16 protein-coding genes are annotated in these 22,534 nt (G+C 34.7%); 4 read left to right on the top strand and 12 right to left on the bottom strand.

Annotation, left to right across the window (positions count from 1 at the left end):
* Window positions 1-141: 141 nt before the first annotated feature.
* The 4 genes from K8B81_RS18875 to gltB form a co-directional block, all read right to left on the bottom strand.
* Window positions 142-687, bottom strand: a complete 546-nt coding sequence (locus K8B81_RS18875) for a hypothetical protein (RefSeq protein ID WP_223683103.1) — start codon at window positions 685-687, stop codon at window positions 142-144.
* Between the two features lie 465 nt (window positions 688-1,152).
* The gene (lysA, locus tag K8B81_RS18870; RefSeq protein WP_223683102.1) at window positions 1,153-2,370 is read right to left on the bottom strand and encodes a diaminopimelate decarboxylase; all 1,218 of its coding nucleotides are present in this window, start codon (window positions 2,368-2,370) and stop codon (window positions 1,153-1,155) included.
* A 213-nt stretch (window positions 2,371-2,583) separates the two neighbouring features.
* Entirely contained in the window at window positions 2,584-4,038 is a 1,455-nt protein-coding gene (locus K8B81_RS18865; protein ID WP_223683101.1) for a glutamate synthase subunit beta, read from the bottom strand.
* A 4-nt stretch (window positions 4,039-4,042) separates the two neighbouring features.
* On the bottom strand, window positions 4,043-8,557 hold the full coding sequence (gltB, locus tag K8B81_RS18860) for a glutamate synthase large subunit (protein ID WP_223683100.1): 4,515 nt from the start codon (window positions 8,555-8,557) through the stop codon (window positions 4,043-4,045).
* Window positions 8,558-8,972: 415 nt separating this feature from the next.
* Here gltB and sucC point away from each other — a divergent pair, with 415 nt between their 5' ends.
* Complete coding sequence (gene sucC, locus K8B81_RS18855) at window positions 8,973-10,166, top strand: ADP-forming succinate--CoA ligase subunit beta (protein ID WP_031453708.1); 1,194 nt, start codon at window positions 8,973-8,975, stop codon at window positions 10,164-10,166.
* 178 nt (window positions 10,167-10,344) lie between these two features.
* Here sucC and K8B81_RS18850 read toward each other — a convergent pair whose 3' ends face one another.
* From K8B81_RS18850 to K8B81_RS18840, 3 genes are all read right to left on the bottom strand, one after another.
* Window positions 10,345-10,809 (bottom strand): DUF1456 family protein, encoded by a 465-nt coding sequence (locus K8B81_RS18850; protein ID WP_223683099.1) that lies wholly within the window; start codon window positions 10,807-10,809, stop codon window positions 10,345-10,347.
* Between the two features lie 92 nt (window positions 10,810-10,901).
* Entirely contained in the window at window positions 10,902-11,912 is a 1,011-nt protein-coding gene (locus K8B81_RS18845; protein ID WP_223683098.1) for a dipeptide epimerase, read from the bottom strand.
* 33 nt (window positions 11,913-11,945) lie between these two features.
* Window positions 11,946-13,238 (bottom strand): anthranilate synthase component I family protein, encoded by a 1,293-nt coding sequence (locus K8B81_RS18840; protein WP_223683097.1) that lies wholly within the window; start codon window positions 13,236-13,238, stop codon window positions 11,946-11,948.
* Between the two features lie 185 nt (window positions 13,239-13,423).
* On the opposite strand from K8B81_RS18840, the gene K8B81_RS18835 reads away from it, so the two are divergent.
* Together K8B81_RS18835 and K8B81_RS18830 are read left to right on the top strand one after the other, a co-directional pair.
* Window positions 13,424-14,335, top strand: coding sequence for a DUF4349 domain-containing protein (locus tag K8B81_RS18835; RefSeq protein ID WP_223683096.1), 912 nt, complete (start codon window positions 13,424-13,426; stop codon window positions 14,333-14,335).
* Window positions 14,336-14,537: 202 nt separating this feature from the next.
* A complete protein-coding gene (locus tag K8B81_RS18830) occupies window positions 14,538-14,912 on the top strand; it encodes a DoxX family membrane protein (RefSeq protein ID WP_163395983.1) in 375 nt (124 codons plus the stop codon).
* Window positions 14,913-14,981: 69 nt separating this feature from the next.
* Here K8B81_RS18830 and K8B81_RS18825 read toward each other — a convergent pair whose 3' ends face one another.
* The 4 genes from K8B81_RS18825 to K8B81_RS18810 form a co-directional block, all read right to left on the bottom strand.
* Complete coding sequence (locus K8B81_RS18825) at window positions 14,982-15,515, bottom strand: lipocalin family protein (RefSeq protein WP_223683095.1); 534 nt, start codon at window positions 15,513-15,515, stop codon at window positions 14,982-14,984.
* A gap of 144 nt (window positions 15,516-15,659) precedes the next feature.
* On the bottom strand, window positions 15,660-17,063 hold the full coding sequence (lpdA, locus tag K8B81_RS18820; protein WP_223683094.1) for a dihydrolipoyl dehydrogenase: 1,404 nt from the start codon (window positions 17,061-17,063) through the stop codon (window positions 15,660-15,662).
* Between the two features lie 506 nt (window positions 17,064-17,569).
* The gene (locus K8B81_RS18815) at window positions 17,570-17,815 is read right to left on the bottom strand and encodes a hypothetical protein (RefSeq protein WP_223683093.1); all 246 of its coding nucleotides are present in this window, start codon (window positions 17,813-17,815) and stop codon (window positions 17,570-17,572) included.
* A 284-nt stretch (window positions 17,816-18,099) separates the two neighbouring features.
* Window positions 18,100-20,034: an amino acid permease gene (locus tag K8B81_RS18810; RefSeq protein ID WP_223683092.1), complete on the bottom strand. Its 1,935-nt coding sequence runs from the start codon at window positions 20,032-20,034 to the stop codon at window positions 18,100-18,102.
* Window positions 20,035-20,344: 310 nt separating this feature from the next.
* Here K8B81_RS18810 and K8B81_RS18805 point away from each other — a divergent pair, with 310 nt between their 5' ends.
* Window positions 20,345-21,496 (top strand): Gfo/Idh/MocA family protein, encoded by a 1,152-nt coding sequence (locus K8B81_RS18805; protein ID WP_223683091.1) that lies wholly within the window; start codon window positions 20,345-20,347, stop codon window positions 21,494-21,496.
* A 77-nt stretch (window positions 21,497-21,573) separates the two neighbouring features.
* Here K8B81_RS18805 and K8B81_RS18800 read toward each other — a convergent pair whose 3' ends face one another.
* Complete coding sequence (locus tag K8B81_RS18800; RefSeq protein ID WP_223683090.1) at window positions 21,574-22,527, bottom strand: YARHG domain-containing protein; 954 nt, start codon at window positions 22,525-22,527, stop codon at window positions 21,574-21,576.
* Between the last annotated feature and the right edge of the window lie 7 nt (window positions 22,528-22,534).

Genomic DNA, 22,534 nt, shown 5'->3' with positions numbered 1-22,534 from the left:
CAATATTAGATGCAAACTTATAAGCAGGATATTCGCAGTTATTAATCGAGAAACAGAATACATAAACACCTATAAATTTGCATCTTAAATTTTAACACTTTTTAATTGTTTTTTATCATAGAATGCTTAGCGGGTAACATTTTATTTAATTTTCTTTAAAACAGTCAATAGCTTAGGAATCTTATCGACTTGTGTTTCAGTCCAGAAAGTATAATTCAAAATTTTGTCATTATCATAACTATTTAATTTTATACTTATTCTTCTGGTTCTTTCATTAACAAAATAATACATAGTCATTTCTTTTGCCTTGAAAATAAATTCTGATGATTTGTCTTTTAGCTTTAAATCAAGGTTTGGAATAACATTATCTTCTACAAAATTTATAAATTCTTCAATTTCATCGATTCCAATCCAGGCTGTCTTATATGTATCAGGATTTTTAATATACATGTCTACTTGCAAAGCATTTACTTTGGTTCCTGCTTTTAAATCAATAACCTCAATAGGATAGAAATTTACCACTTCACCAATTCCGGATTTAAATTCTGCTGTAGTATTCCAATCTTTATTAATTCTGGTAAATTGCGCCTTATCTATAAATTGTCTTGTTGAAGATTCTACATTTTCTTTTTGAGAGTATGAAATAATATAAAACAGGATTAATACAATGGTTAATGTTTTTTTCATAATGTTGTTGTTCTTAGTTTATTTGAAATTCAATAATTCAACAAATGTTTCATTTTTATCATTACAAACTTTACGGAAATCCATAATCTATTTAACTTCATTTCCAGCAAGTGTAATAATAATTAAAAATCTAACACCAAGTATTTATACGTGTTTTTAAAAATTAAATTACAAATGACGCTCATGAAACCACCAGCGTGAGGGATAGAGGCGGTATCCTTTTATGAAGCGGAGCGGAATAAAAGATATAGCCGAAAGCCCGACCCGGAGGGACACGCCCAAAGAAAAAAAGTTTCAGGTTTCAAGTTTCAAGTTGCTATGCTTTGTGGCTACTTTGCTAAGATCCTTCCTTCGTCAGGATGACAAGATTGGGCTGAAGCTTGGAATAATCTAAAATCTAAAAACAAAAAATCCCGCCTCAATTAAGAAACGGGATTCAATAGATATTCTCTTTTTTTTTTATTTTTAAACTGTTGCTTCTACTGGCAACGGAATTTGATTTTTAAGTAAATCTTCAAATGTTTCGGCTTGGCGAATCAGGATTCCCTGACCGTTCATCCATAAAACTTCAGCTGGTTTGTATCTGGAGTTGTAGTTAGAAGACATGGAGAAACAATATGCTCCTGCGTTTCTGAACGCTAAAACATCACCTTCCGTAATTTCAGGGATTCTGCGGTTATTGGCAAAAGTATCGGTTTCACAAATGTATCCTACCACAGAGTAAAAACGCTCTTTTCCTTTCGGGTTCGAGATGTTTTCGATATGGTGTGAAGATCCGTAAAACATGGGACGAATTAAATGGTTGAAACCACTGTCGATTCCTGCAAAAACTGTTGAAGTCGTTTGTTTTACTACGTTTACTTTTGCTAAGAAGAAACCTGCTTCACTCACAAGGAATTTCCCCGGTTCGAAAATCAACGTTAGGTCTTTACCGTATTCTGTACAGAAAGCGTTGAATCTTTTAGATAATTTTTTACCTAACTCTTCGATGTCTGTTTCGATATCGTCTTTTTTGTATGGTACTTTGAATCCACTTCCGAAATCTAAAAACTCCAGGTTTTTGAAATTTTTAGCGGTGTCAAACAAGATTTCAGCAGCATACAGGAATACTTCGATATCTAAAATATCAGATCCCGTGTGCATGTGAATCCCCACGATATTCATTTTGGTGTTCTCTACAATTCGCAATAAATGCGGCAACTGGTGCACAGAGATTCCGAATTTACTATCGATATGACCAACAGAAATATTAGCATTTCCACCCGCCATTACGTGCGGATTGATACGAATACAAACTGGAATTTGAGGATATTTCGTTCCGAATTGCTCTAAAATTGATAAATTATCAATATTGATTTGTACACCCATTGCGGCCACTTCTTCGATTTCTTCAAGAGAAACGCCGTTTGGTGTAAAGAAAATTTTGTCAGGGTCATAGCCAGCATGAAGTCCTAATAAAACTTCCTGAATCGATACAGTATCTAAACCAGACCCCATGTTCTTTAATAACTGAAGAATCGCAATGTTAGACAATGCCTTCATGGCATAATTAACTCTTAATTTCTCCACCTTAGAGAAAGCTTTAGTTAACCTGTTGTACTGAGATTGGATTTTTTCAGCATCGTAAACATACAATGGACTTCCAAATTGGTCTGCTAACTGCAGTAAATCTTTTGCTTGCATTTTTAAACTTATTTTGAGCAAATTTATTACTCTTTTATCTACCAGCAAATAATTTACAGAAAAATAACAAATTATAACAAATTGTTTGTTTTTTAAACTATCTGTGAAATTTATTTAAATTTAAAACATTTTGAGAATTTGTGAAAAGTAAACATTAAAAAGCAAAACGGCCATCAATATTGACAGCCGTTTAAAAATTTTATTGCATAATTATTATACTCCCGGTAAATCTCCACCTTCTTTTGTAGGTAAATCAGATTTGCCCATTAAGTAAATATCCACCTGACGAGCAGCTTCCCTTCCTTCAGAGATAGCCCATACGATCAATGACTGTCCTCTTCTCATATCCCCTGCTGTGAATATATTAGGGACATTTGTCTGATAATTATTTGCTTTATAGTTGCTTCTGAAATCAACTTCAAGTCCTAATTGCTCACTTAATGTTTTTTCAGGTCCTGTAAATCCAAGTGCCAGTAAAGCTAAGTCGCAAGGCCAAACTTGTTCAGAACCTTCTACTTCAAGTAATTCAGGACGCTGACCCGGAACCATTTTCCATTCTACTTTTACTGTTTTCAAAGCGATTAATTTACCACTTTCGTCTTTGATAAATTCTTTTGTATTGATTAACCAGTCTCTTTCACAGCCTTCTTTGTGAGAAGTAGATGTTTTTAACTGCAATGGCCAGTAAGGCCAAGGAGTTGAAGCACTTCTTCCAACTGGCGGCTTTGGCATAATCTCAAAATTCGTTACCGATTTTGCGCCCTGACGGTTTGATGTTCCAACACAGTCAGAACCTGTATCACCACCACCAATTACAATTACATCTTTTCCGGTAGCCAATACCTGATTTTCAATTTTTTCCCCAAAAACTACTTTAGTCTGCTGGGTCAAGAAATCCATTGCCTGAACCACACCGTCAGCATCAGCTCCAGGAGTTGGCAAACCTCTTCTTTCTGTAGCACCTCCACAAAGTACGATTGAATCGAATGCTTTTAAATCTTCAACTGAATAGTTTACACCAACATTTGTGTTTACTTTAAAGGTAATTCCTTCTGCCTCTAAAATAGTGATACGTCTGTCGATAATTCCTTTTTCTAATTTGAAATTTGGAATTCCGTAACGCAATAAACCTCCAATTGCATTGTCTCTTTCGAAAACAGTAACAGTATGACCTGCCCTGTTTAATTGCTGAGCTGCTGCTAAACCAGCAGGACCTGATCCTACCACCGCAACTGTTTTACCAGTTCTTACTTTTGGCGGCTGTGGCTTGATCCATCCTTCTCTGAAAGCACGCTCCACAATATTTTTCTCTATATTTTCGATAGAAATTGGCTCTTCAATAAGCCCTAACACGCATGCTTTTTCGCATGGTGCCGGACATAAACGTCCTGTAAATTCAGGAAAGTTATTGGTTGAATGCAAAATCCATGAGGCTTTTTGCCATTCTTCCTGATACACCATGTGATTAAAATCGGGAATCAAATTCCCAAGAGGGCAACCACTGTGACAAAAAGGTATACCACAATCCATGCAACGAGAACCCTGAGTAGTAATTTCAGCTTCACTCAAAGGAATCGTAAATTCATTATAATTCGTTACACGTTCTTTAACTTCTATATATGATTCGTCTTGTCTTTCGAATTCTTTAAAACCTGTTACTTTTCCCATTGTATTATGCTGTTAATTCTTCTACCATTTGTTCTTCTGTTTCCAGACGTTTCAACGCTTTTTTGTACTCTGTAGGCATCACTTTTACAAAATTGTCTAAGCTTCCTGCCCAATCGTTTAATAATGCTGTACCTCTTGTACTGTTCGTGTACTGAACGTGTCTTTCGATCAAATTTCTTAATTCGTCAGCATCATCGCCTTCAACCGTTTCAAATTCGATTGTTTCCGTATTACACAATCCGTTTTTAAATTTGTGTTCAGGATCATAGACATAAGCGATACCACCGCTCATACCTGCTGCAAAGTTACGCCCTGTGTTTCCAAGTACTACAACTTTACCTCCGGTCATGTACTCACAACCATGATCTCCAACACCTTCCACTACAGCAATCGCTCCAGAATTACGTACTGCAAATCGCTCTCCGGCTATACCGTTAATGTAAGCTTCTCCTTCGATTGCACCAAATAAACAAACGTTTCCAACAATGATATTATTCTCAGCTACAAAAGTTGCTTTTGCAGGCTTTTTGATGATTAATTTAGCTCCGGATAAACCTTTACCTAAATAATCGTTTGTATTTCCTTCTACAGTAAATGTTAGTCCATGAGCACTAAAAGCGCCTAAACTCTGACCTGCAGAACCTGTAAAATTAACATTTAAGGTATCCTCAGGTAATCCAAGGTGACCGTATATTTTAGAAATCTCATTACTTACAATAGCACCAACAGAACGATTAATGTTGTTAATTGGGTATGATAAAGTCATTTTTTCTTTTCTGTACAAAGCACGGTGAGAATCTCTAAGGATTTGGAAATCCAGTACTCCCTCTAATCCATGATCTTGCTTTTCCGTATTACGGATCGGCATTTTCTTGTAAGCATCTGGTCTGTGCAGTATTGAAGACAAATCTAATCCTTTCGCTTTATAATGCTCAATAGCTTTGTTTGAATTGATTTTATCTGTCTGACCTACCATTTCAGCTAACGTTCTGAAACCTAACTGAGCCATAATACCTCTTAATTCTTCTGCAACATAGTAGAAGAAATTAATAACGTGTTCCGGAGTTCCTTTGAAATTTTTACGCAACTCTTTATCCTGAGTAGCAATTCCGACAGGACAAGTATTCAGGTGACACTTACGCATCATAATACAGCCTGAAGCTACAAGAGGTGCAGTTGCGAAACCAAATTCTTCAGCTCCTAATAAAGCAGCTATAGCAACGTCTCGTCCTGTTTTTAACTGACCGTCACACTCCACAACAATTCTGCTTCTTAAGTTATTTAACACTAATGTCTGCTGTGCTTCTGCTAATCCAAGTTCCCAAGGAAGACCTGCGTGTTTTAATGATGTTAAAGGAGAAGCTCCTGTTCCTCCGTCATAACCTGCAATTAAAACAACATCTGCTTTTGCTTTAGCAACACCGGCAGCAATTGTACCGACACCTACTTCAGAAACCAGTTTCACATTGATACGGGCTTCTCTGTTCGCATTTTTCAGGTCGAAGATCAATTGTGCCAAATCTTCAATGGAGTAAATATCGTGGTGTGGCGGAGGCGAAATCAATCCTACAAAAGGAGTTGAGTTACGTGCTTCTGCAATCCATGGCAATACTTTTTCTCCAGGCAACTGACCACCTTCTCCAGGTTTAGCACCCTGAGCCATTTTAATCTGAATTTCTTTTGCATTTGTCAGATAGTGAGAAGTAACCCCAAAACGTCCGGAAGCAACCTGTTTGATAGCCGAGTTACGGCTGTCTCCATTGATATCCGGCTGGAAACGTTTTCTGTCTTCCCCACCTTCACCTGAATTGGATTTTCCTCCAATACGGTTCATTGCAATGGCTAAATTTTCGTGTGCTTCTCTTGAAATCGATCCGTAAGACATTGCACCCGTTTTAAAGCGTTTTACAATTTCTGTCCAAGGCTCTACTTCTTCTAATGGAATTGGATTTAAATTATCAAATTCAAATAATCCACGAATCGTCATTAAACTCTTAGCCTGATCGTTGATTGTGTTTGAATACACATCATAACTGTCCTGATCACTCAATCGAACTGCCTGCTGTAATTTTGCAATGGTTGTAGGATTAAACAAGTGTCTTTCTCCGTTACGTCTCCATCTGTATTCTCCTCCAATATTTAAACCTAATCTGCTTGGAATTAGTTTATCAGGATAAGCATATTTATATCTTTCTGTAATTTCTTTTTCGATTTCGTATAATCCGATACCCTCAATTCTTGAAGTGGTATATGGGAAATATTTTTCAACGAATTTAGAATTGAATCCAACAATTTCAAAAATCTGAGAACCTCTGTACGAATGTAAAGTTGAGATTCCGATTTTATTCATAATTTTCAAAATTCCTGAACCAATTGCTTTATTGAAATTATCAACCGCTTTTTGTTCTGAAATTCCGGTAATAAATCCTTCCTGAACCTGAACACGAATGATTTCATTTACCATGTAAGGATTGATTGCACTTGCACCGTATCCGAATAATGTAGCAAAATGATGTGGTTCACGAGGCTCTGCAGATTCCATGATAATATCAAAATAAGAACGCTTACGCAAACGGTTCATCTGATGATTTACATAGGAACAAGCCAATAAAGCCGGGATTGGAGCAAACTCTTTATTCACCCCTCTGTCAGAAAGAATAATAATATTTGTTCCTCTTTCTACCGCTTTTGTAATTTGTACAATAATAGCATCCAAAGCATTTTCTAAACCGTTCATACCCTCTGCTTTAGGATATAAAATTTTAAAGGTTTCTGCTTTGAAGTTATCGATAGAAATAGTTCTGATTTTTTCTAAGTCACCGTTAGAAATAACCGGATTCTGGATTCTTAATTTACGACACTGCTTACTTGTAATATCAAAAATATTACGGTCCTGACCTAAGTTCAAAGCAATATCCGTAACAATTTCTTCACGGATACCATCCAAAGGCGGATTCGTCACCTGAGCGAATAATTGTTTGAAATAATTAGGAATCAACTGTGGTCTGTCTGATAATACAGCAAGAGGCGTATCAATTCCCATTGAACCCAACGCTTCTTTACCTGTCTGGGCCATTGGCGTAATTACATCCTGAATATCTTCTAAAGTATAATTAAAAAGACGCTCTCTTGTAGGCAGATCACTAGTTTCAACCGGGCAAACATCTGATGTTTCAGGAACATCTCTTAAGTGTAATCTGTATTGATCCAACCATTCCTGATAAGGTCTTTCAGAAACAATTTTGCTTTTGATTTCTTCGTCATTGATAATACGCCCTTCATTCATATCCACAAGGAACATTTTACCAGGCTCTAATCTACCATGACTTTCAACGTCTTCTGCCGGTACTTCAACGACTCCAATTTCAGAAGCCATTATTAATTTACCGCTTTTTGTAACTGTATATCTTGAAGGTCTTAGTCCGTTACGATCTAACAATGCCCCTACATAATCCCCATCTGAAAACGGCACAGAGGCAGGACCATCCCATGGCTCCATAATACAAGCATTGTACTCATAGAATGCTTTTCTTTCAGGAGACATTGTTTTGTGTTTTTCCCATGCCTCAGGAATCATCATCATCATTACTTCAGGTAATGATCTTCCGGTATGTGTTAACAATTCCACCACCATATCCATAGAAGCTGAATCTGATTTTCCTGGTAAAATGATTGGGAATAATTTATCGATTTGTGGTCCGAAAACCTCGCTTTTCATAATTTCCTCACGAACACGCATTCTGCTCACGTTACCACGCAAAGTATTGATCTCACCATTTTGACACATGTATCTGAATGGCTGGGCCAATTCCCACGTAGGCATTGTATTAGTAGAAAAACGCTGGTGAACTAAAGCCAAACGTGTTACTAAATCCGTTTGTTGTAAATCAGTATAGTATGGACCAATATCTTCAGGCATAATAATACCTTTATATATTATAGTCGTAGTAGATAAACTTGGAAGATAAAAATACGAGCTTTGGGATATTTTGGAATGTCTGATGCTATGCTCTGTAATTTTACGCGCTGCATATAATTTCGCTTTAAAAACAGCATCTTCAATAGCTTCGTTTTTTCCAATAAAGATTTGCTCGATAGTTGGTTCTGATGCCAAAGCAATTTCTCCCAGCTGAGAAGAGTCAACCGGTACTTCTCTCCATCCTAAAACAGAAAGTCCCTGCGCTTTTATTTCTTTTTCAAAAACCTCTTTACAAAAATCGTATTGATTCTTAATTTTTGGTAAAAATACCATTCCAACAGCATACTCACGTGCAGCAGGCAATTCAAAATCACATATCCTCTTGAAATAATCATGAGGAATATCAATTAAAAGTCCAGCTCCATCCCCTGTTTTTCCATCAGCACTCACTCCACCTCTGTGTTCCAGCTTAACTAGAATCTCAAGAGCGTCATGAATAATTTGGTTTGTCTTTTCTCCTTTAAGATTGCAGATAAAACCAGCTCCGCAGTTTTCATGCTCGAATTCTGGCAAATAAAGGCCTTGTTCTTTTAGTTTCATTCTTGATATTTTTTTTTTACAAAAATAAAGATTTCATTAAATATAATGTACCAAAATTATACTTTGCCTTATATTTTTATAGGAATATTAGAAAAAGGGTTCTTAAATGATAATAATATTATAGAACCCATTGTGAATTGCCAAAATCACAATCGGTTTTAAATTATATTAAGAAAAATCAACAATTAGCTCTTAAAATACGTTGCTTTTATGTTAATTCTAAAACGATATAGTGGTTTAGAATTAACAATAAAGATATTTTGGCTTAATCTTTTTTTGACTTTAATTAAATTAATTTAACAAAGTAAGATTGGTTTATTATTAATTAAAAAAGATTTTAGTTTTTAGTTCAATTTTGCTACTTTTGTCGCACTTTTATTCTGAAATAAATTCAGAACCAGACAAATTCTATATTATGAACATACACGAATATCAAGGAAAAGAAATTCTAGCGAGTTACGGAGTACGCATTCAACGCGGAATTGTAGCTAACAATGCGGTTGAAGCTGTTGCTGCTGCAAAACAATTAACTGCTGAAACCGGAACAGGATGGCATGTAATTAAAGCACAAATTCACGCAGGTGGTCGTGGAAAAGGTGGTGGAGTTAAACTTGCTAAAAACTTACAGCAAGTTGAAGAAATTGCAGGACAAATCATCGGAATGCAGTTAATTACACCTCAAACTTCTGCTGAGGGTAAAAAAGTAAACAAAGTTTTAGTAGCTGAAGATGTTTACTATCCTGGTGAAAGTGAAACTTCTGAATTTTATGTTTCTGTTTTATTGAATAGAGCTACAGGTCGCAATATGATCATGTATTCTACTGAAGGTGGAATGGATATCGAAGAAGTTGCTGAACACACACCACACTTAATTTTTACTGAAGAAGTTGATCCTTCTGTAGGTTTACAAGGTTTCCAGGCTAGAAGAATTGCTTTTAATTTAGGTCTTTCCGGAAATGCTTTTAAAGAAATGGTGAAATTCATCGATGCTTTATACAATGCTTACATTGGTTCTGATGCTTCTATGTTTGAAATCAACCCGGTTTTAAAAACATCTGACAACAAAATTATGGCTGTTGATGCTAAAGTAAATATCGATGATAACGCTTTGTACAGACAACCAAAATATGCTGAAATGCGTGATATTCGTGAGGAGAACCCAATCGAAGTTGAAGCTAAAGAAGTTGGTCTAAACTATGTTGACCTTGACGGTACTGTAGGATGTATGGTAAACGGTGCAGGTCTTGCAATGGCAACTATGGACTTAATTAAATACGCTGGTTTCGAACCTGCTAACTTCCTTGACGTAGGAGGAACTGCTGATGCTAAGCGTGTGGAAACAGCTTTCCGTATCATCTTGAAAGATCCAAACGTAAAAGCGATCTTAATTAACATCTTTGGAGGAATCGTTCGTTGTGACCGTGTTGCTCAGGGTGTTGTTGACGCTTACAAAAACATGGGAGACGCTATCAATGTGCCAATCATTGTTCGTTTGCAAGGAACAAATGCTGAAATTGCAAAAGAATTAATTGACAACTCTGGTATGCCAATTTTATCAGCTGTTCAATTCCAGGAAGCTGCTGATCAGGTTAAAGCCGCTCTTTCTTAATCAAATAAGAAATTAATTTATATTGAAAATCCATTCCGTTTTGCGGAGTGGATTTTTTTTTAACCGCAAAGCACGCAATATTTTTTTTCTCACTACTACGATTATAAACACAAAGTTCGCAAAGGTATATCATATAACTTTGCGAACTTTACGTAAACCTTTGCACTCTTGCGGTTAATTATTTCTTATTCTTACCGTTTTTGTAAACTACTTTTTCTACAACTTGTATTTTCCCATTACCTTTTGGGAATTCTTTCTTTTTAGGCTTTTTAGCAGCCGAACCAGATTTCGAAGGACTTTGATCTCCTCTCCCTCTTTCGCTGTCTTTTGGACTTACCTTAAATTCAGGCCTGTCTTTCGCATTATCTTTCTTTGGAATTTCAGCTTTATGTTTCGCTAAGACATCATTCGGGTTTTTCGGATTTTCTTTCGTTCCTCTCAAATGAATAACCAGTCCGTTTAAAAAGTTACGCAAAACCTGATCACCGCATTCCATATAATTAGGATGATCTTCAGCTCTGAAAAAAGCACCTAATTCTGATTTTGAAATTCTAAAATCTACCAATTCTAAAATTTCAACTATTTGATCATCACGAAGCATCAAAGCCACGCGAAGTTTTTTTAAGATATCGTTGTTTGTCATTTTTTTGTTTTGTTTCAGGTTTGAGGTTTAAAGTTTTATTTGTTTTTCCCTCAGTTTTATTTTGCAAAGTTACACTATTTTAAAAAGAAATATTAGAATAAAATCACACCAGTTCCTGTTCGGTCCGGATAATATGTCTTACCATCCTTTATCGTTACACCAGACGCAATATCTTCTGCTAATAATAACGAGCCATCCATGTCAACATAATCTAATTCCGGCAACAAATGTGCTATTGCTGAAATTCCAACAGTAGATTCTGTCATACAGCCCACCATCGTTTTTAGTCCCAGCTTTTTAGCTTCAGTAATCATTCTTCTTCCCGGGGTTATTCCTCCGCATTTCATTAATTTTATATTTACACCATGAAAATGATTGTGGCATTTTGTAACGTCTGATTCTGTGATACAACTTTCATCAGCTATCACAGGCAAAACAGAATTTTCAAAAACTTCCTTATGTCCTTCCCAATCATTTGCTTTCAAAGGCTGCTCAATAAATTCAACACCTAAATCCTTTAAAACAACAGCATTTTTCAGAGTTTCATCAACAGTCCAGGCGCAATTCGCATCCACCCTAAAAACCGCATCTGTATGTTTTCGTAACTCAGTTACAATTGCAATATCCTCAGAAGTACCTAACTTTATTTTGTAAATCGGCCATGGAAATCCCTTCATTTTCAGGACCATGTTTGCAATACTGTCAATCCCAATGGTATAATTCGTTAATGGATTATTACTAATATCATAATTCCACAATTCATACAGTTTTTTACCCTTTTTTCGTGCATACAAATCATTATAGGCATTATCCAGGGCACATAAAGCAAAAGGATTGTGCTTTAAAAACGGATTTATTTTCAGCCAAAATTCTTCAGGAGTTTCGCCAGACGTTTTTTCTATAATTGCACGGATTTTTTCAATATCCGCCTGCAAAATATCAATTGTAATATTATAATACGGATTTGAAGTTGCTTCACCATATCCGAAGACTCCATCTTCATGCAATTCCACTATTATCGATGGCTGAAAATCGATAGATTTCCTTGAAATTCTAAAAGTGTGTTTTAGCTTTAGATTATATGCTCTTAAAATTAATTTCATATGTAAACACTTTTAAATTTTCTTTTCAATAACCTAAAAAGACTGTAAAACCTCAGACATTGCTTTCGCCTTTAACAAACATTCTTCATATTCTTTTTCAGGAACAGACTGAGCTGTGATAGCGCTTCCAACAGAAAACGAAACATATTTATTTTCCTGATTATACAAAATACTTCTGATTACAACATTAAAATCAAAATCACCTTCTGGAGTAAAATAACCTACTGCACCGCTATACAAACCTCGTTTGGTTTCTTCCAGATTTTCAATAATTTTCATTACCGAAATCTTCGGAGCACCAGTCATACTTCCCATTGGAAAAGTTGTTATTAAAACATCTACAGGAGAATATTGCGAATCTAATTTTGAAGTTACAGTAGAAATCATTTGATGTACCTGCAAAAAGGAATAAATTTTACAGAGTTCCGTAACTTCTACCGAACCTTTTTGTGCGGTATGTGATAAGTCATTTCGAACCAAATCAGTAATCATGATATTCTCAGCACGTTCTTTAGCGTCGTTTTCAAGACTTTGTTTCGACTCTTCATCCTGATTCACATCTGAAAATCGTTTTGAAGTTCCTTTTATGGGCTGGGAAATAATGGTATCTCCCGTTTTTTTTAGATAACGTTCCGGTGAAGCAGAAAGCAAAAATTGTTTATTATTTTTAAAGAAAACCGAAAAAGGCGCTTTTGAAATCTCATTCAGTTTTTGAAATTTTTCCAGTGGATTAATAATGGCATCCTCAGCAAAAAATTCCATACAAAAATTAGCTTCGTACATATCACCTGCATGAATGTGTTCCAGCATTTTTATTACTTTTTCGAGATACAATTCTTTTGAAATTCGCTGTTGTATTTCGACTTTATCAAATGATTCAAAAGAGTCATTTTTATTTTGAATAATTTCCTGAAAATCTTCTTCAACCTCATCGTCACAAAGCAACAAATAGCTGATTTCAAGCTGATTTTCTTTCAATAAAAAAATCTTTTTTGGCTGAAAGAAAAATAAATCCGGGAAATTCAGCCCGTCAAAATTGGATGACTTCAAAGACTCAATATCATTTTTCAGATCATAAGACAAGTAACCAAAAAGCCAGTCTTTTGTTATTTGTTGATATTGTTTTAAATCTTCAAACGCATTATGGAAATCGGTTTTTAATGATGTAAAAGCATCAACAGCCATCAAGCAATCGAAACTGGAATATTCTTGCGGATAGGAATTGCTATCCAAAAAAATAACCTCTCGAAATTGTTGTGACCAACTTAAAAGCTGCTGCTTAAACTGTTCCGGATCCGGAATATGCTTGTGAATGGAAACTCTCAAAAATGAATTGATTTAGACTTCAAAATTACGACAAAAAAATTCCTTCAATAAAGTAATCTTTAAAAAAATATTGGCACACTTTTTAGTATATCGAATTAATATTCATTATTAAAAATTTTCCTGCTATTTGATTAGAACATTACATATCCTTTATACAAAATTTATTAATCAACTTTAAAAACTTTATGAAAACAATTGCAAAGTTAGGCGTGACCACCTTAGTAGTTACCGCAGTATTATTTTCCTGTAAAAAAGCAGATACTACAGCTGAAGAAACAGCAGATTACGCAACAACCGACAGCACAGCTGTTTTATCCGGCACCTCTATTTCATCATCGGCAGCAGTCGAAAAAAAAGACAGCAAGCAGAAATTCATTCGAACTGCAGATATCAAATTTAAGGTTAAAAATGTCGTCAGCTCAACTTATGCCATTGAAAATGCTACCCAAAAATTTGGCGGATTTGTTACCTATACCAATTTACAAAGCACTATACAGAATCAGATTAAAACCAAAATCAGTCAGGACAGCACGCTTGAAACTACTAAATACACAGTTGAAAACAACATTACCATCCGCGTTCCAAATACACAGCTCGATACGGTTATAAAAACCATCGCCAAACAAATTGATTTTCTTGATTTCAGGGTAATCAAGGCTGATGATGTTTCATTAAAATTATTATCCAATCAGCTTTCTCAAAAAAGAAGTGCTAATACCGAAAAAAGAGTTGAAAAAGCAATTGATGAAAAGGGCAAAAAAATCAATGACATTATGGAGGCCGAAAATACTTTAGGAAACCAAAAAGAAGCAAACGATAATCGTACTATTGATAATTTATCGTTACAGGACCAGATTAATTTCAGTACTATCACTCTACAGCTTTATCAGAATGAAACCATCAGACAGGAAACTATTGCAAGTGAAAAAGACAGCGCTGCCTATAAACCCAATTTAGGTATCCAGATTCTTGATGCTTTAAAAAGCGGCTGGTACATCTTGCAGGCTATCTTGATTTTCTTTATTAATCTTTGGCCATTTATCTTAATAAGCATTGGGGGATTTTTCCTTTATAAGAAGTACCTTAAGAAACAATAATCAACAGTTAATCTTCATTTCATAATAAAAAATTCGTTATATTTGATATACAATTAAACAAATCTCAAAATCACAATTGTTTAATTATAAAATTCTCAAAAAAGAACACAGGAACAATGTAGTGTTTTTAATTTGAGATTTATGTTTGCATCTTTTCCAATAGCTTATATATATTTTTTAACCTTAAAAAATCCTAAGTATTATGAAAATTGCTACCATTATTGTTCGCGTTTTAATCGGCCTTTTGCTACTTTTCGCTTCAATCAGCTTTTTCTTTAAGCTGGCTCCTGAGCCAGAAGTTACCGGAAATTTTAAAGCTTTTAATGTAGGCCTGGTTGCCTCAACTTATCTACTCCCTTTGGCAAAATCTATTGAATTACTTTGCGGAATCGCTTTCGTCACGGGACGTTTCGTAACATTAGCCAATATTTTGATTTTACCTATAACAGTAAATATTCTGTTTATCAATTATTTTCTTGCACCGGAAGGCTTGCCAATTGCAGGTTTGTTATTCTTAGGAAACTTATTTTTGATTTACAGATACTGGGATAATTATAAAAGCGTTTTTACTCCATGATTTAGATTCAAATTTAAAATACAAACCCGACAGACTTTAAGAATCTGCCGGGTTTATTTTTTAGCTTGCTTAGTCGTGTTTTACCCAGACTAAATCAGACGTTTTATATCCAATTTCCTGTGCTTTTTTTAAATAAGCCGTTTTAATGTTTTCAGGAATTGTAGTTTCTCTAGAAAGTATCCACATGTATTTTAAACTTTCTCCGGCAACCAAAGCATATTTATAATCCTGGTCAACTGCAATTACATTATATCCCGCATAAAAAGGACAAAAAAAAGAAACCTTCAGCATTCCTATATTTTCTTTTTCGACGAATTTAGCTTTTCCAATACTTTGTTTCCACTTATTTTTTTCAACCTCATACCCTTTGTTATCTACTTTTATCGTTCCGTTATCATTTAGGGAATATTCTGCAGTTACATTATTTAAACCCTTCTCATATTTGAAATCCAGTCTGGCAATTTCATACCATTTTCCTAAATATTTTGTTTTATTAAAATTATTGACAGCAGTTGCTTTTTCCGGAATAGTTGAGCCACAGGAATAAAGCAAAAAAGCGATTCCTACTCCAAGCAAAACTGGAACTATATATTTATTTTTCATGATGTTGGCATTTAAAATTAATCAAAGATAACATCTAAAAAAGAAAATCATTTTACAGAATTTTTTATAGGTCTTACATGTTAAAAAACAAAAAACCGTCAAAATAAAATTCTGACGGTTTTGAAATATATTTTACGTAAAAAATTATACGTGTAAAGCTCTGTTTTCTGTCGCTGCCAATGCTGCTTCTTTTACCGCTTCCGCGAAAGTTGGGTGCGCGTGGCTCATTCTTGAAATATCCTCAGCAGACGCTTTAAATTCCATTGCAGTAACCGCTTCAGCAATTAAATCTGCTGTACGTGCTCCAATCATGTGAACTCCCAAAACCTCATCTGTTTTCTCATCAGCAAGGATTTTCACGAATCCGTCTAAGTCAGCACTTGCTCTTGCACGTCCTAATGCTTTGAATGGAAAACTTCCTGATTTGTATTTCACTCCAGCTGCTTTCAATTGCTCTTCAGTTTGTCCAACTGCTGCAACTTCCGGCCAGGTATAAACTACACCAGGAATCAAGTTATAATCGATGTGTGGTTTTTGACCTGCTAAAATTTCAGCAACCATTACTCCTTCTTCTTCTGCTTTATGCGCTAACATTGCTCCACGGACAACATCACCAATTGCGTAGATATTTGGAACACTAGTTTGTAAATGATCGTTTACTTCAACTTGTCCTCTGTCTGAAATTTTTACTCCAGCTTTATCTGCATTTAATCCGTCTGTATAAGGACGACGACCAACAGAAACTAATGAATAATCTCCTTCAAGAGTGATAGTTTCTCCTTTTGCATTTTCAGCTTGAACTGTTACAGCATCGCCGTTTCTTTCAACCGATTTTACTTTGTGAGAAATGTAGAATTTCATTCCTTGTTTTTTCAACACTTTTGTTAATTCTTTAGAAAGAGCTCCGTCCATTCCCGGAATGATTCTGTCCATGAATTCCACTACAGAAACCTGAGCTCCTAAACGCAAGTAAACTTGCCCAAGCTCGATTCCTATAACTCCCCCACCGATGATAACTAAGTGCTTTGGAACTTCTTTTAAAGCCAAAGCTTCAGTAGAAGTGATGATTCTTTCTTTATCAATTTTAATGAAAGGTAAAGAAGATGGTTTTGATCCTGTAGCAATTACAGTATATTTTGCTTCGATAGTTTCAGATGTTCCATCAGCTTTTGCAACAGCAATGTGAGTCGCATCTATGAAAGACCCTAAACCATTGAAAACAGTAATTTTATTTTTATCCATTAAGTAGTTGATTCCTCCTACAGTTTGATCTACAACGGCTTGCTTGCGCGCGATCATTTTCTCTAAATTGATTTTTACATCTCCGGAAACTTCGATTCCGTGATCTGCAAAATGAGCAATTTCTGCATAATGATGAGAAGATGATAATAATGCTTTTGAAGGAATACAACCTACGTTAAGGCAAGTTCCGCCTAAAGAGTTATATTTTTCTACAATAGCAGTTTTGAAACCTAATTGTGCGCAACGAATTGCTGATACATATCCGCCAGGACCTGAACCTATAATGACTACGTCAAATGAACTCATAGTTTTTCTGTTTTTTATTTTTAGTGCTACAAAATTAAGGAATAAAGTTTTGTTTAAAGTTTAAAGCTTCAGGTTTTTTGTTATGATTTCTTTAATTTTCGAAAAGAAAGTGATTCTTTTTTGATTTTTTGATTGATGAATTTGGATTTATAAAATCTGTAAATTGATTCCCGAAAGGTTAAAAATTTTTAGCAAGAAAATTTAGTGAATTTTATTAAAGTTAAAACTCAGGTTTTCTTTGAGGATTTCTTGAGGTATGAAAAACAGAATGAATAATTACTTCACTTTGAATAATTTCATGAATAATAACAAATGGAAACTTAACCAATATTAATTCGCGATAACCTGGATTCCTTTTTATTCCGTACAATTCTGGATTCGTTTTTAAAACCTTGAAATAAGATTTTAAATAAGTTAGAAATTATTTCCCTAAACCTTTACTTTTGATTTCGTAAAATGCAATAGATTCATCAATTTCTTTTTTTGCTAACGGTAAAATAGTAATGCTAAAAGCCATACTTAGCATTCAGACGTTTTTCAGCTTCTTCCCAGGAACTTGACTGATTTTCTCCAGAAATATATCTTTCTCTTTCTTCAGCAATTACATCGTAGTGAGAATCGGAAACTATTGACTTTTTTTCCTCATGATTAATGACATCAAAAACATCTTCTAAAATTTCTAATTTCGAATCATCTTCAATGAATTTCCCAAAATCTTTTATAAGCTTAGGTCTCAATTCTTTTGTTTCCATTATTATACTTTCATTTTAAATCAAATTTAATGTTTTTTAGTTTTGAATTGAGAATCGATATGAATTTTAACGTAAGGTCGTAATGGGTTACGTAAAGTTTTTTTAACGCAGATTTAAAAAGATTTAAGCTGATACACCTTAGATCCTGTTCACAATTAAATTTGCCAAACCCTGGAGAATCTAATTGAAAAAACATATAAACCTACCTCAGTCAGTTGCAAAAAAAAATCCGTTCTGAAATTAATATAAAGAACGGATTTTCAAATATAATTTTAAATTCAAACTTACAACTTCTCAACAAAGTTCAGCTTACTATTTTTTCGGCTATAAGTAAAATAAATCAAAAGTCCGATTAACAACCAAATTGTGAAGTAAATCCAGTTCCACACACTCAACTCCGCCATCATATAAAGACAACAGATTAAACCTAAAAGCGGAATCAAAGATAAATTTTTCCTAAATGCCCAAACGGCTAATCCAACTAATACAAAAAGGAAAATCCACATTGGAATTTTATGTTTGAACAAACTGAAACCAGATTCGTATTTTAAAGAATGCCTGATCGGCAATTCTTTTACAACTTCTGCATATTTTACTTCATCGTCCTCATACTGCCCCAATAAATGTTCTAAATCTGCAGTTTCTGTGGTCTTATCATTGACATCTATAGCTTTTAAATAATCGAAAACTTTAACCGTTTCTTCTTTATCCAAAGAAGTTACTATAGAAGTAGCATCGTAAATCTGCGCTTCATTATTAATAAAAGCCATTGTAGCTTTGTTATTGAAAGCGAAAGCATAATACAATCCTGCAATCATTAAAACCGGCAGAATGTATTTGGAATTTACATAAGGTGTTTTGAATTTTCCCCTTGGAATTTCAGGTTTATTCTGCAATACCAAAACGCCTGCGCAAACCAGCACAAAGGCAAACAAGGTTCCGATACTGCATAAATCGGTTACCATAGTCAGGTTTAAAAACAAAGCCGGAACAGCAACTACAAAACCCGTTACAATCGTAGCAAAAGAAGGTGTTTTAAATTTTGGATGCACTGTAGAAAATTTCTTTGGTAATAAACCATCACGGCTCATACTCATCCAGATACGAGGCTGACCCATCTGGAAAACCAGTAAAACACTTGCCATTGCAATGACAGCACTTACTGCAATAATTCCGGACATCCATTTTAAATCTAATTTTTCAAAAACAAATGCTAAAGGATCTCCAACATTTAATTCGTTGTATTTGACCATTCCGGTTAAAACCAATGCGATCGCAATGTATAAGATAGTACAAATAATAATTGCCCACATCATCCCGCGTGGTAAATCACGCTGTGGGTTTTTACATTCCTCTGCGGTTGTTGAAATCGCATCAAAACCTATGTAAGCAAAGAAAACAGCAGAAACTCCTTTTAAAACTCCGCTAACACCATTTGGCGCGAATGGATTCCAATTGGTCGTATCCACATAAAAAACTCCAACAGCAATTACTAAAAGTACAATACAAAGTTTCACTACAACCATTAAGTTACTAGCGTTACGTGATTCCTTCATTCCGCGATACACCAAAGCGGTAATTAATACAATAATAAACAAGGCTGGCAAATCAGCAACAAAATGGAAAGAACCAATTGTTGGCGCTGTAGTCCAGGCCATATAAGCTGCCTGTAATCCTGAATCTAAATTTTCAAAGGTTTTGCCTCCCTGCATCAGGGCCATTGCATCTTTAAAACCGTTTGAAGCGGTTAAATAATCCATCTGAATCCATTGGGGCAAATTAACTCCGCGGCTTTGGAGCAATCCGGTAAAATAATCACTCCAGGATATGGCTACCGTTATATTTCCTACGGCATATTCCATAATTAGCGCCCAACCTATTATCCAGGCAATTAATTCGCCAAAAGCAACATAAGAATAGGTATAAGCACTTCCCGAAACCGGAACCATTGAAGCAAATTCGGCGTAAGCAAAAGCAGCAAAACTACAGGCTAATGCGGTAAATAAAAACAGAAAAATAACAGCTGGTCCGCCATCGGCACTTGCTTTTCCGATGGTGCTAAAAATTCCTGCACCAATAATAGCTGCAATTCCAAATGCAGTTAAATCTCTGGCTGTTAAATGCTTTCCTAATGCATTATGACCGTCTGCTTCATTCTTTGCAACTTGGTTTAAAATATCCTGTACTGTTTTCTTGCGGAATAAACCTGATAACGCCATATGTGATTCTGGTTTTTAAATTAATATATTTCAGACTTTGCGCTTTTATTTTGCAAATAATGCAAAAATTATCCTGAAATCAAATATATAAAACGATTTTGTTTATACCCTGTATCTTTCCTCTCAAATTGCACAAATTTTCTTAATTATTTTCACCAAGAAATATGTCGCTTTTTTAGGACAATAAAATTATAATCATTTAATTTGAAGTTAATTATCTTAAGAGCTCTTCACAAAAAATATAAATATTCATTTTTTGAAACTGCTTACTACTAAAATCATAATTTAATATCGTATAAAGACAAAATTTATGGAAAAAATATCCAGACGTTCATTTGTAAACAAATTCGGGATTGGTGTTGGTGCTTCAGTTATTGCGACAAGTATTCCTTCTTTTTTATCTGCAGCCGAACCAGAACATATTCCTTATAATGGAAAAAAAATAAATCTTGCACTTTGCGGCTTGGGCATTTATGCCAATATTGTAGCCGAATCTATGCAGGGTTCTGAGTATTGCAATCTTGCAGGAATAGTGACAGGAACCCCTTCAAAAGCAATTAAATGGAAAGAGAAATATAATATTCCCGAAAAGAATATCTATAATTATGACAATTTCGATGAGATCATAAAAAATAAAGATATAGACATGGTTTACGTTATCCTGCCAAACAGCATGCATAAAGATTTTGTTATTCGTTCAGCAAAAGCCGGAAAACATGTTATCACTGAAAAACCAATGGCGATTGACGTGAAAGAATGCGAAGAAATGATCAAAGCCTGCAATGATAATAAAGTACAATTGGCCATTGGATACCGCTTGCATTATGAGCCAACTCATTTAGAAATTAAGCGATTAGGACAAGAAAAAGTTTTTGGACAGGTACGATACATCGAATCATCCCTGGGATATAAAACGTATGATACCATTGCCAAAAAACCTGTTGATATAAATAGTCCGGCCAACTGGAGACTGAACAAAAAATTATCAGGTGGCGGTCCTTTAATGGACCTTGGAATTTACTGCATACAGGCCAGCCGGTATATTTTAGGAGAAGAACCGATTTCGGTTACTGCACAGTTTGGTACAATAAACGATAAAAACCGATTTTCAGAAACAGAAGAAAGCATTTCCTGGCAAATGGTATTTCCGAGCGGTGCAATGGCTAATGGAACTACCTCTTGTGGTTATAATATTGACAGAACCTACGCATCTGCTGATTTTGGCTCTTTTGAATTAAGCCCTGGACTCAGTTACGGACCTTATGAAGGAAAGACATCAAAAGGTCCTCTTAAATTTCCTCCAATCAAACAACAGCAAAAACAATTGGATGAGATTTCTAAAGTGTTGCTGGAAAACAAAAAACTCCCAAACCACATTACGGGTGAGGAAGGACTGAAAGACATTAAAATTATCAATGCAATTTACAAAGCAGCTGAAACCGGGAAGAAAATAGTTTTATAGTTTTTTGCCACAGATTAAATAGATTTTTTTACAGTTTATTTTAATCTTTTTAATCTGTGGCAGTATTTTTTATGAAATTATTCTTCAATAAAAGTCATCTTTTTTGCCATCTTTTTTTCCCAGCCGTAAGGCAAAATCGAATGGTTGTTTTCAACCATTAACTCCATTTGCTCTACAATTTTGTCCTGTATTTTCTTTGGCAGAGCATAAAAATCGGCATCTATCTTAAGATTTCTTTCATCATCTAAAACGCCATTTTGAATTCGTACTCCAATTTTTTTACCCTTATAATACAATAAAATTTTGATTCTTCCATCGCTATAACCATTATAACCGCTGGTGCCATAAATGATCATTGGTTCTATGATACCGTCATTATCAAAATCTTCCACATAGATATATCGTGTCCAAAACCATACACTTTCCTCTTCCTTATCTTTGGCATCATTTGTTTCAAAAGTTTTGATCAAACCATTGTCCTGTATTTTAAAATTTAATGCTTTGACCGAATTATTAAAAACATTTCCACCAGTTGGCTCTTTAAATTTGTTTTCCGTTAAAACTAAATAATACTCTCCCCCTTTATCCTTATAACTGTAAACTTTCCAGATATTAAAATTGATTCCTAATTCTTTTCTTTTTTCTTTTGTAAAAATTTCATTTATCTTTTCTTCTGAAATAATTTTGTATTTACTATTATTTTCAGTCGAAATAAACTGCGAAATTTCATTAATTTTTTGCGACAGGATTGCAATATTCCTCTTTTCAATATCCGAATAAACAATACTTTTATTATTATTTACAGGCTTATACCATCTATATTTTTTGAAATAATCAGCATATTCAGGATTTGAAAACACATATCCCTTTCGGGCGTAAATCTCGTTTTTTAAAAATTTTAAAGCATTAATATCTTCATTTTCCAGTTTAGTCTCATCAATGAGTTCCAATGAACATTTTGAACAATCTACTCTATTTTGTGCTTTCGCTAAAAGTGTTGTGAATAAAATGATGCTCAAACAAAATTTCATATACATA

The sequence above is a fragment of the Flavobacterium hibisci genome, from assembly GCF_020026925.1.
GTDB classification, from domain to species: domain Bacteria; phylum Bacteroidota; class Bacteroidia; order Flavobacteriales; family Flavobacteriaceae; genus Flavobacterium; species Flavobacterium hibisci.
This window is presented reverse-complemented; position numbering and strand designations above follow the sequence as displayed.

Excerpts from the sequence above, each read along its gene's own strand:
- K8B81_RS18830 (WP_163395983.1), top strand. The coding sequence starts at position 14,538 with ATGAAAATTGCTACCATTATTGTTCGCGTTTTAATCGGCCTTTTGCTA.
- K8B81_RS18815 (WP_223683093.1), bottom strand. The coding sequence starts at position 17,815 with ATGGAAACAAAAGAATTGAGACCTAAGCTTATAAAAGATTTTGGGAAA.
- K8B81_RS18875 (WP_223683103.1), bottom strand. The coding sequence starts at position 687 with ATGAAAAAAACATTAACCATTGTATTAATCCTGTTTTATATTATTTCA.
- K8B81_RS18845 (WP_223683098.1), bottom strand. The coding sequence starts at position 11,912 with ATGAAATTAATTTTAAGAGCATATAATCTAAAGCTAAAACACACTTTT.
- K8B81_RS18825 (WP_223683095.1), bottom strand. The coding sequence starts at position 15,515 with ATGAAAAATAAATATATAGTTCCAGTTTTGCTTGGAGTAGGAATCGCT.
- lysA (WP_223683102.1), bottom strand. The coding sequence starts at position 2,370 with ATGCAAGCAAAAGATTTACTGCAGTTAGCAGACCAATTTGGAAGTCCA.
- K8B81_RS18800 (WP_223683090.1), bottom strand. The coding sequence starts at position 22,527 with ATGAAATTTTGTTTGAGCATCATTTTATTCACAACACTTTTAGCGAAA.
- gltB (WP_223683100.1), bottom strand. The coding sequence starts at position 8,557 with ATGAAACTAAAAGAACAAGGCCTTTATTTGCCAGAATTCGAGCATGAA.
- K8B81_RS18865 (WP_223683101.1), bottom strand. The coding sequence starts at position 4,038 with ATGGGAAAAGTAACAGGTTTTAAAGAATTCGAAAGACAAGACGAATCA.
- K8B81_RS18810 (WP_223683092.1), bottom strand. The coding sequence starts at position 20,034 with ATGGCGTTATCAGGTTTATTCCGCAAGAAAACAGTACAGGATATTTTA.
- K8B81_RS18850 (WP_223683099.1), bottom strand. The coding sequence starts at position 10,809 with ATGACAAACAACGATATCTTAAAAAAACTTCGCGTGGCTTTGATGCTT.
- K8B81_RS18805 (WP_223683091.1), top strand. The coding sequence starts at position 20,345 with ATGGAAAAAATATCCAGACGTTCATTTGTAAACAAATTCGGGATTGGT.
- lpdA (WP_223683094.1), bottom strand. The coding sequence starts at position 17,063 with ATGAGTTCATTTGACGTAGTCATTATAGGTTCAGGTCCTGGCGGATAT.
- sucC (WP_031453708.1), top strand. The coding sequence starts at position 8,973 with ATGAACATACACGAATATCAAGGAAAAGAAATTCTAGCGAGTTACGGA.
- K8B81_RS18835 (WP_223683096.1), top strand. The coding sequence starts at position 13,424 with ATGAAAACAATTGCAAAGTTAGGCGTGACCACCTTAGTAGTTACCGCA.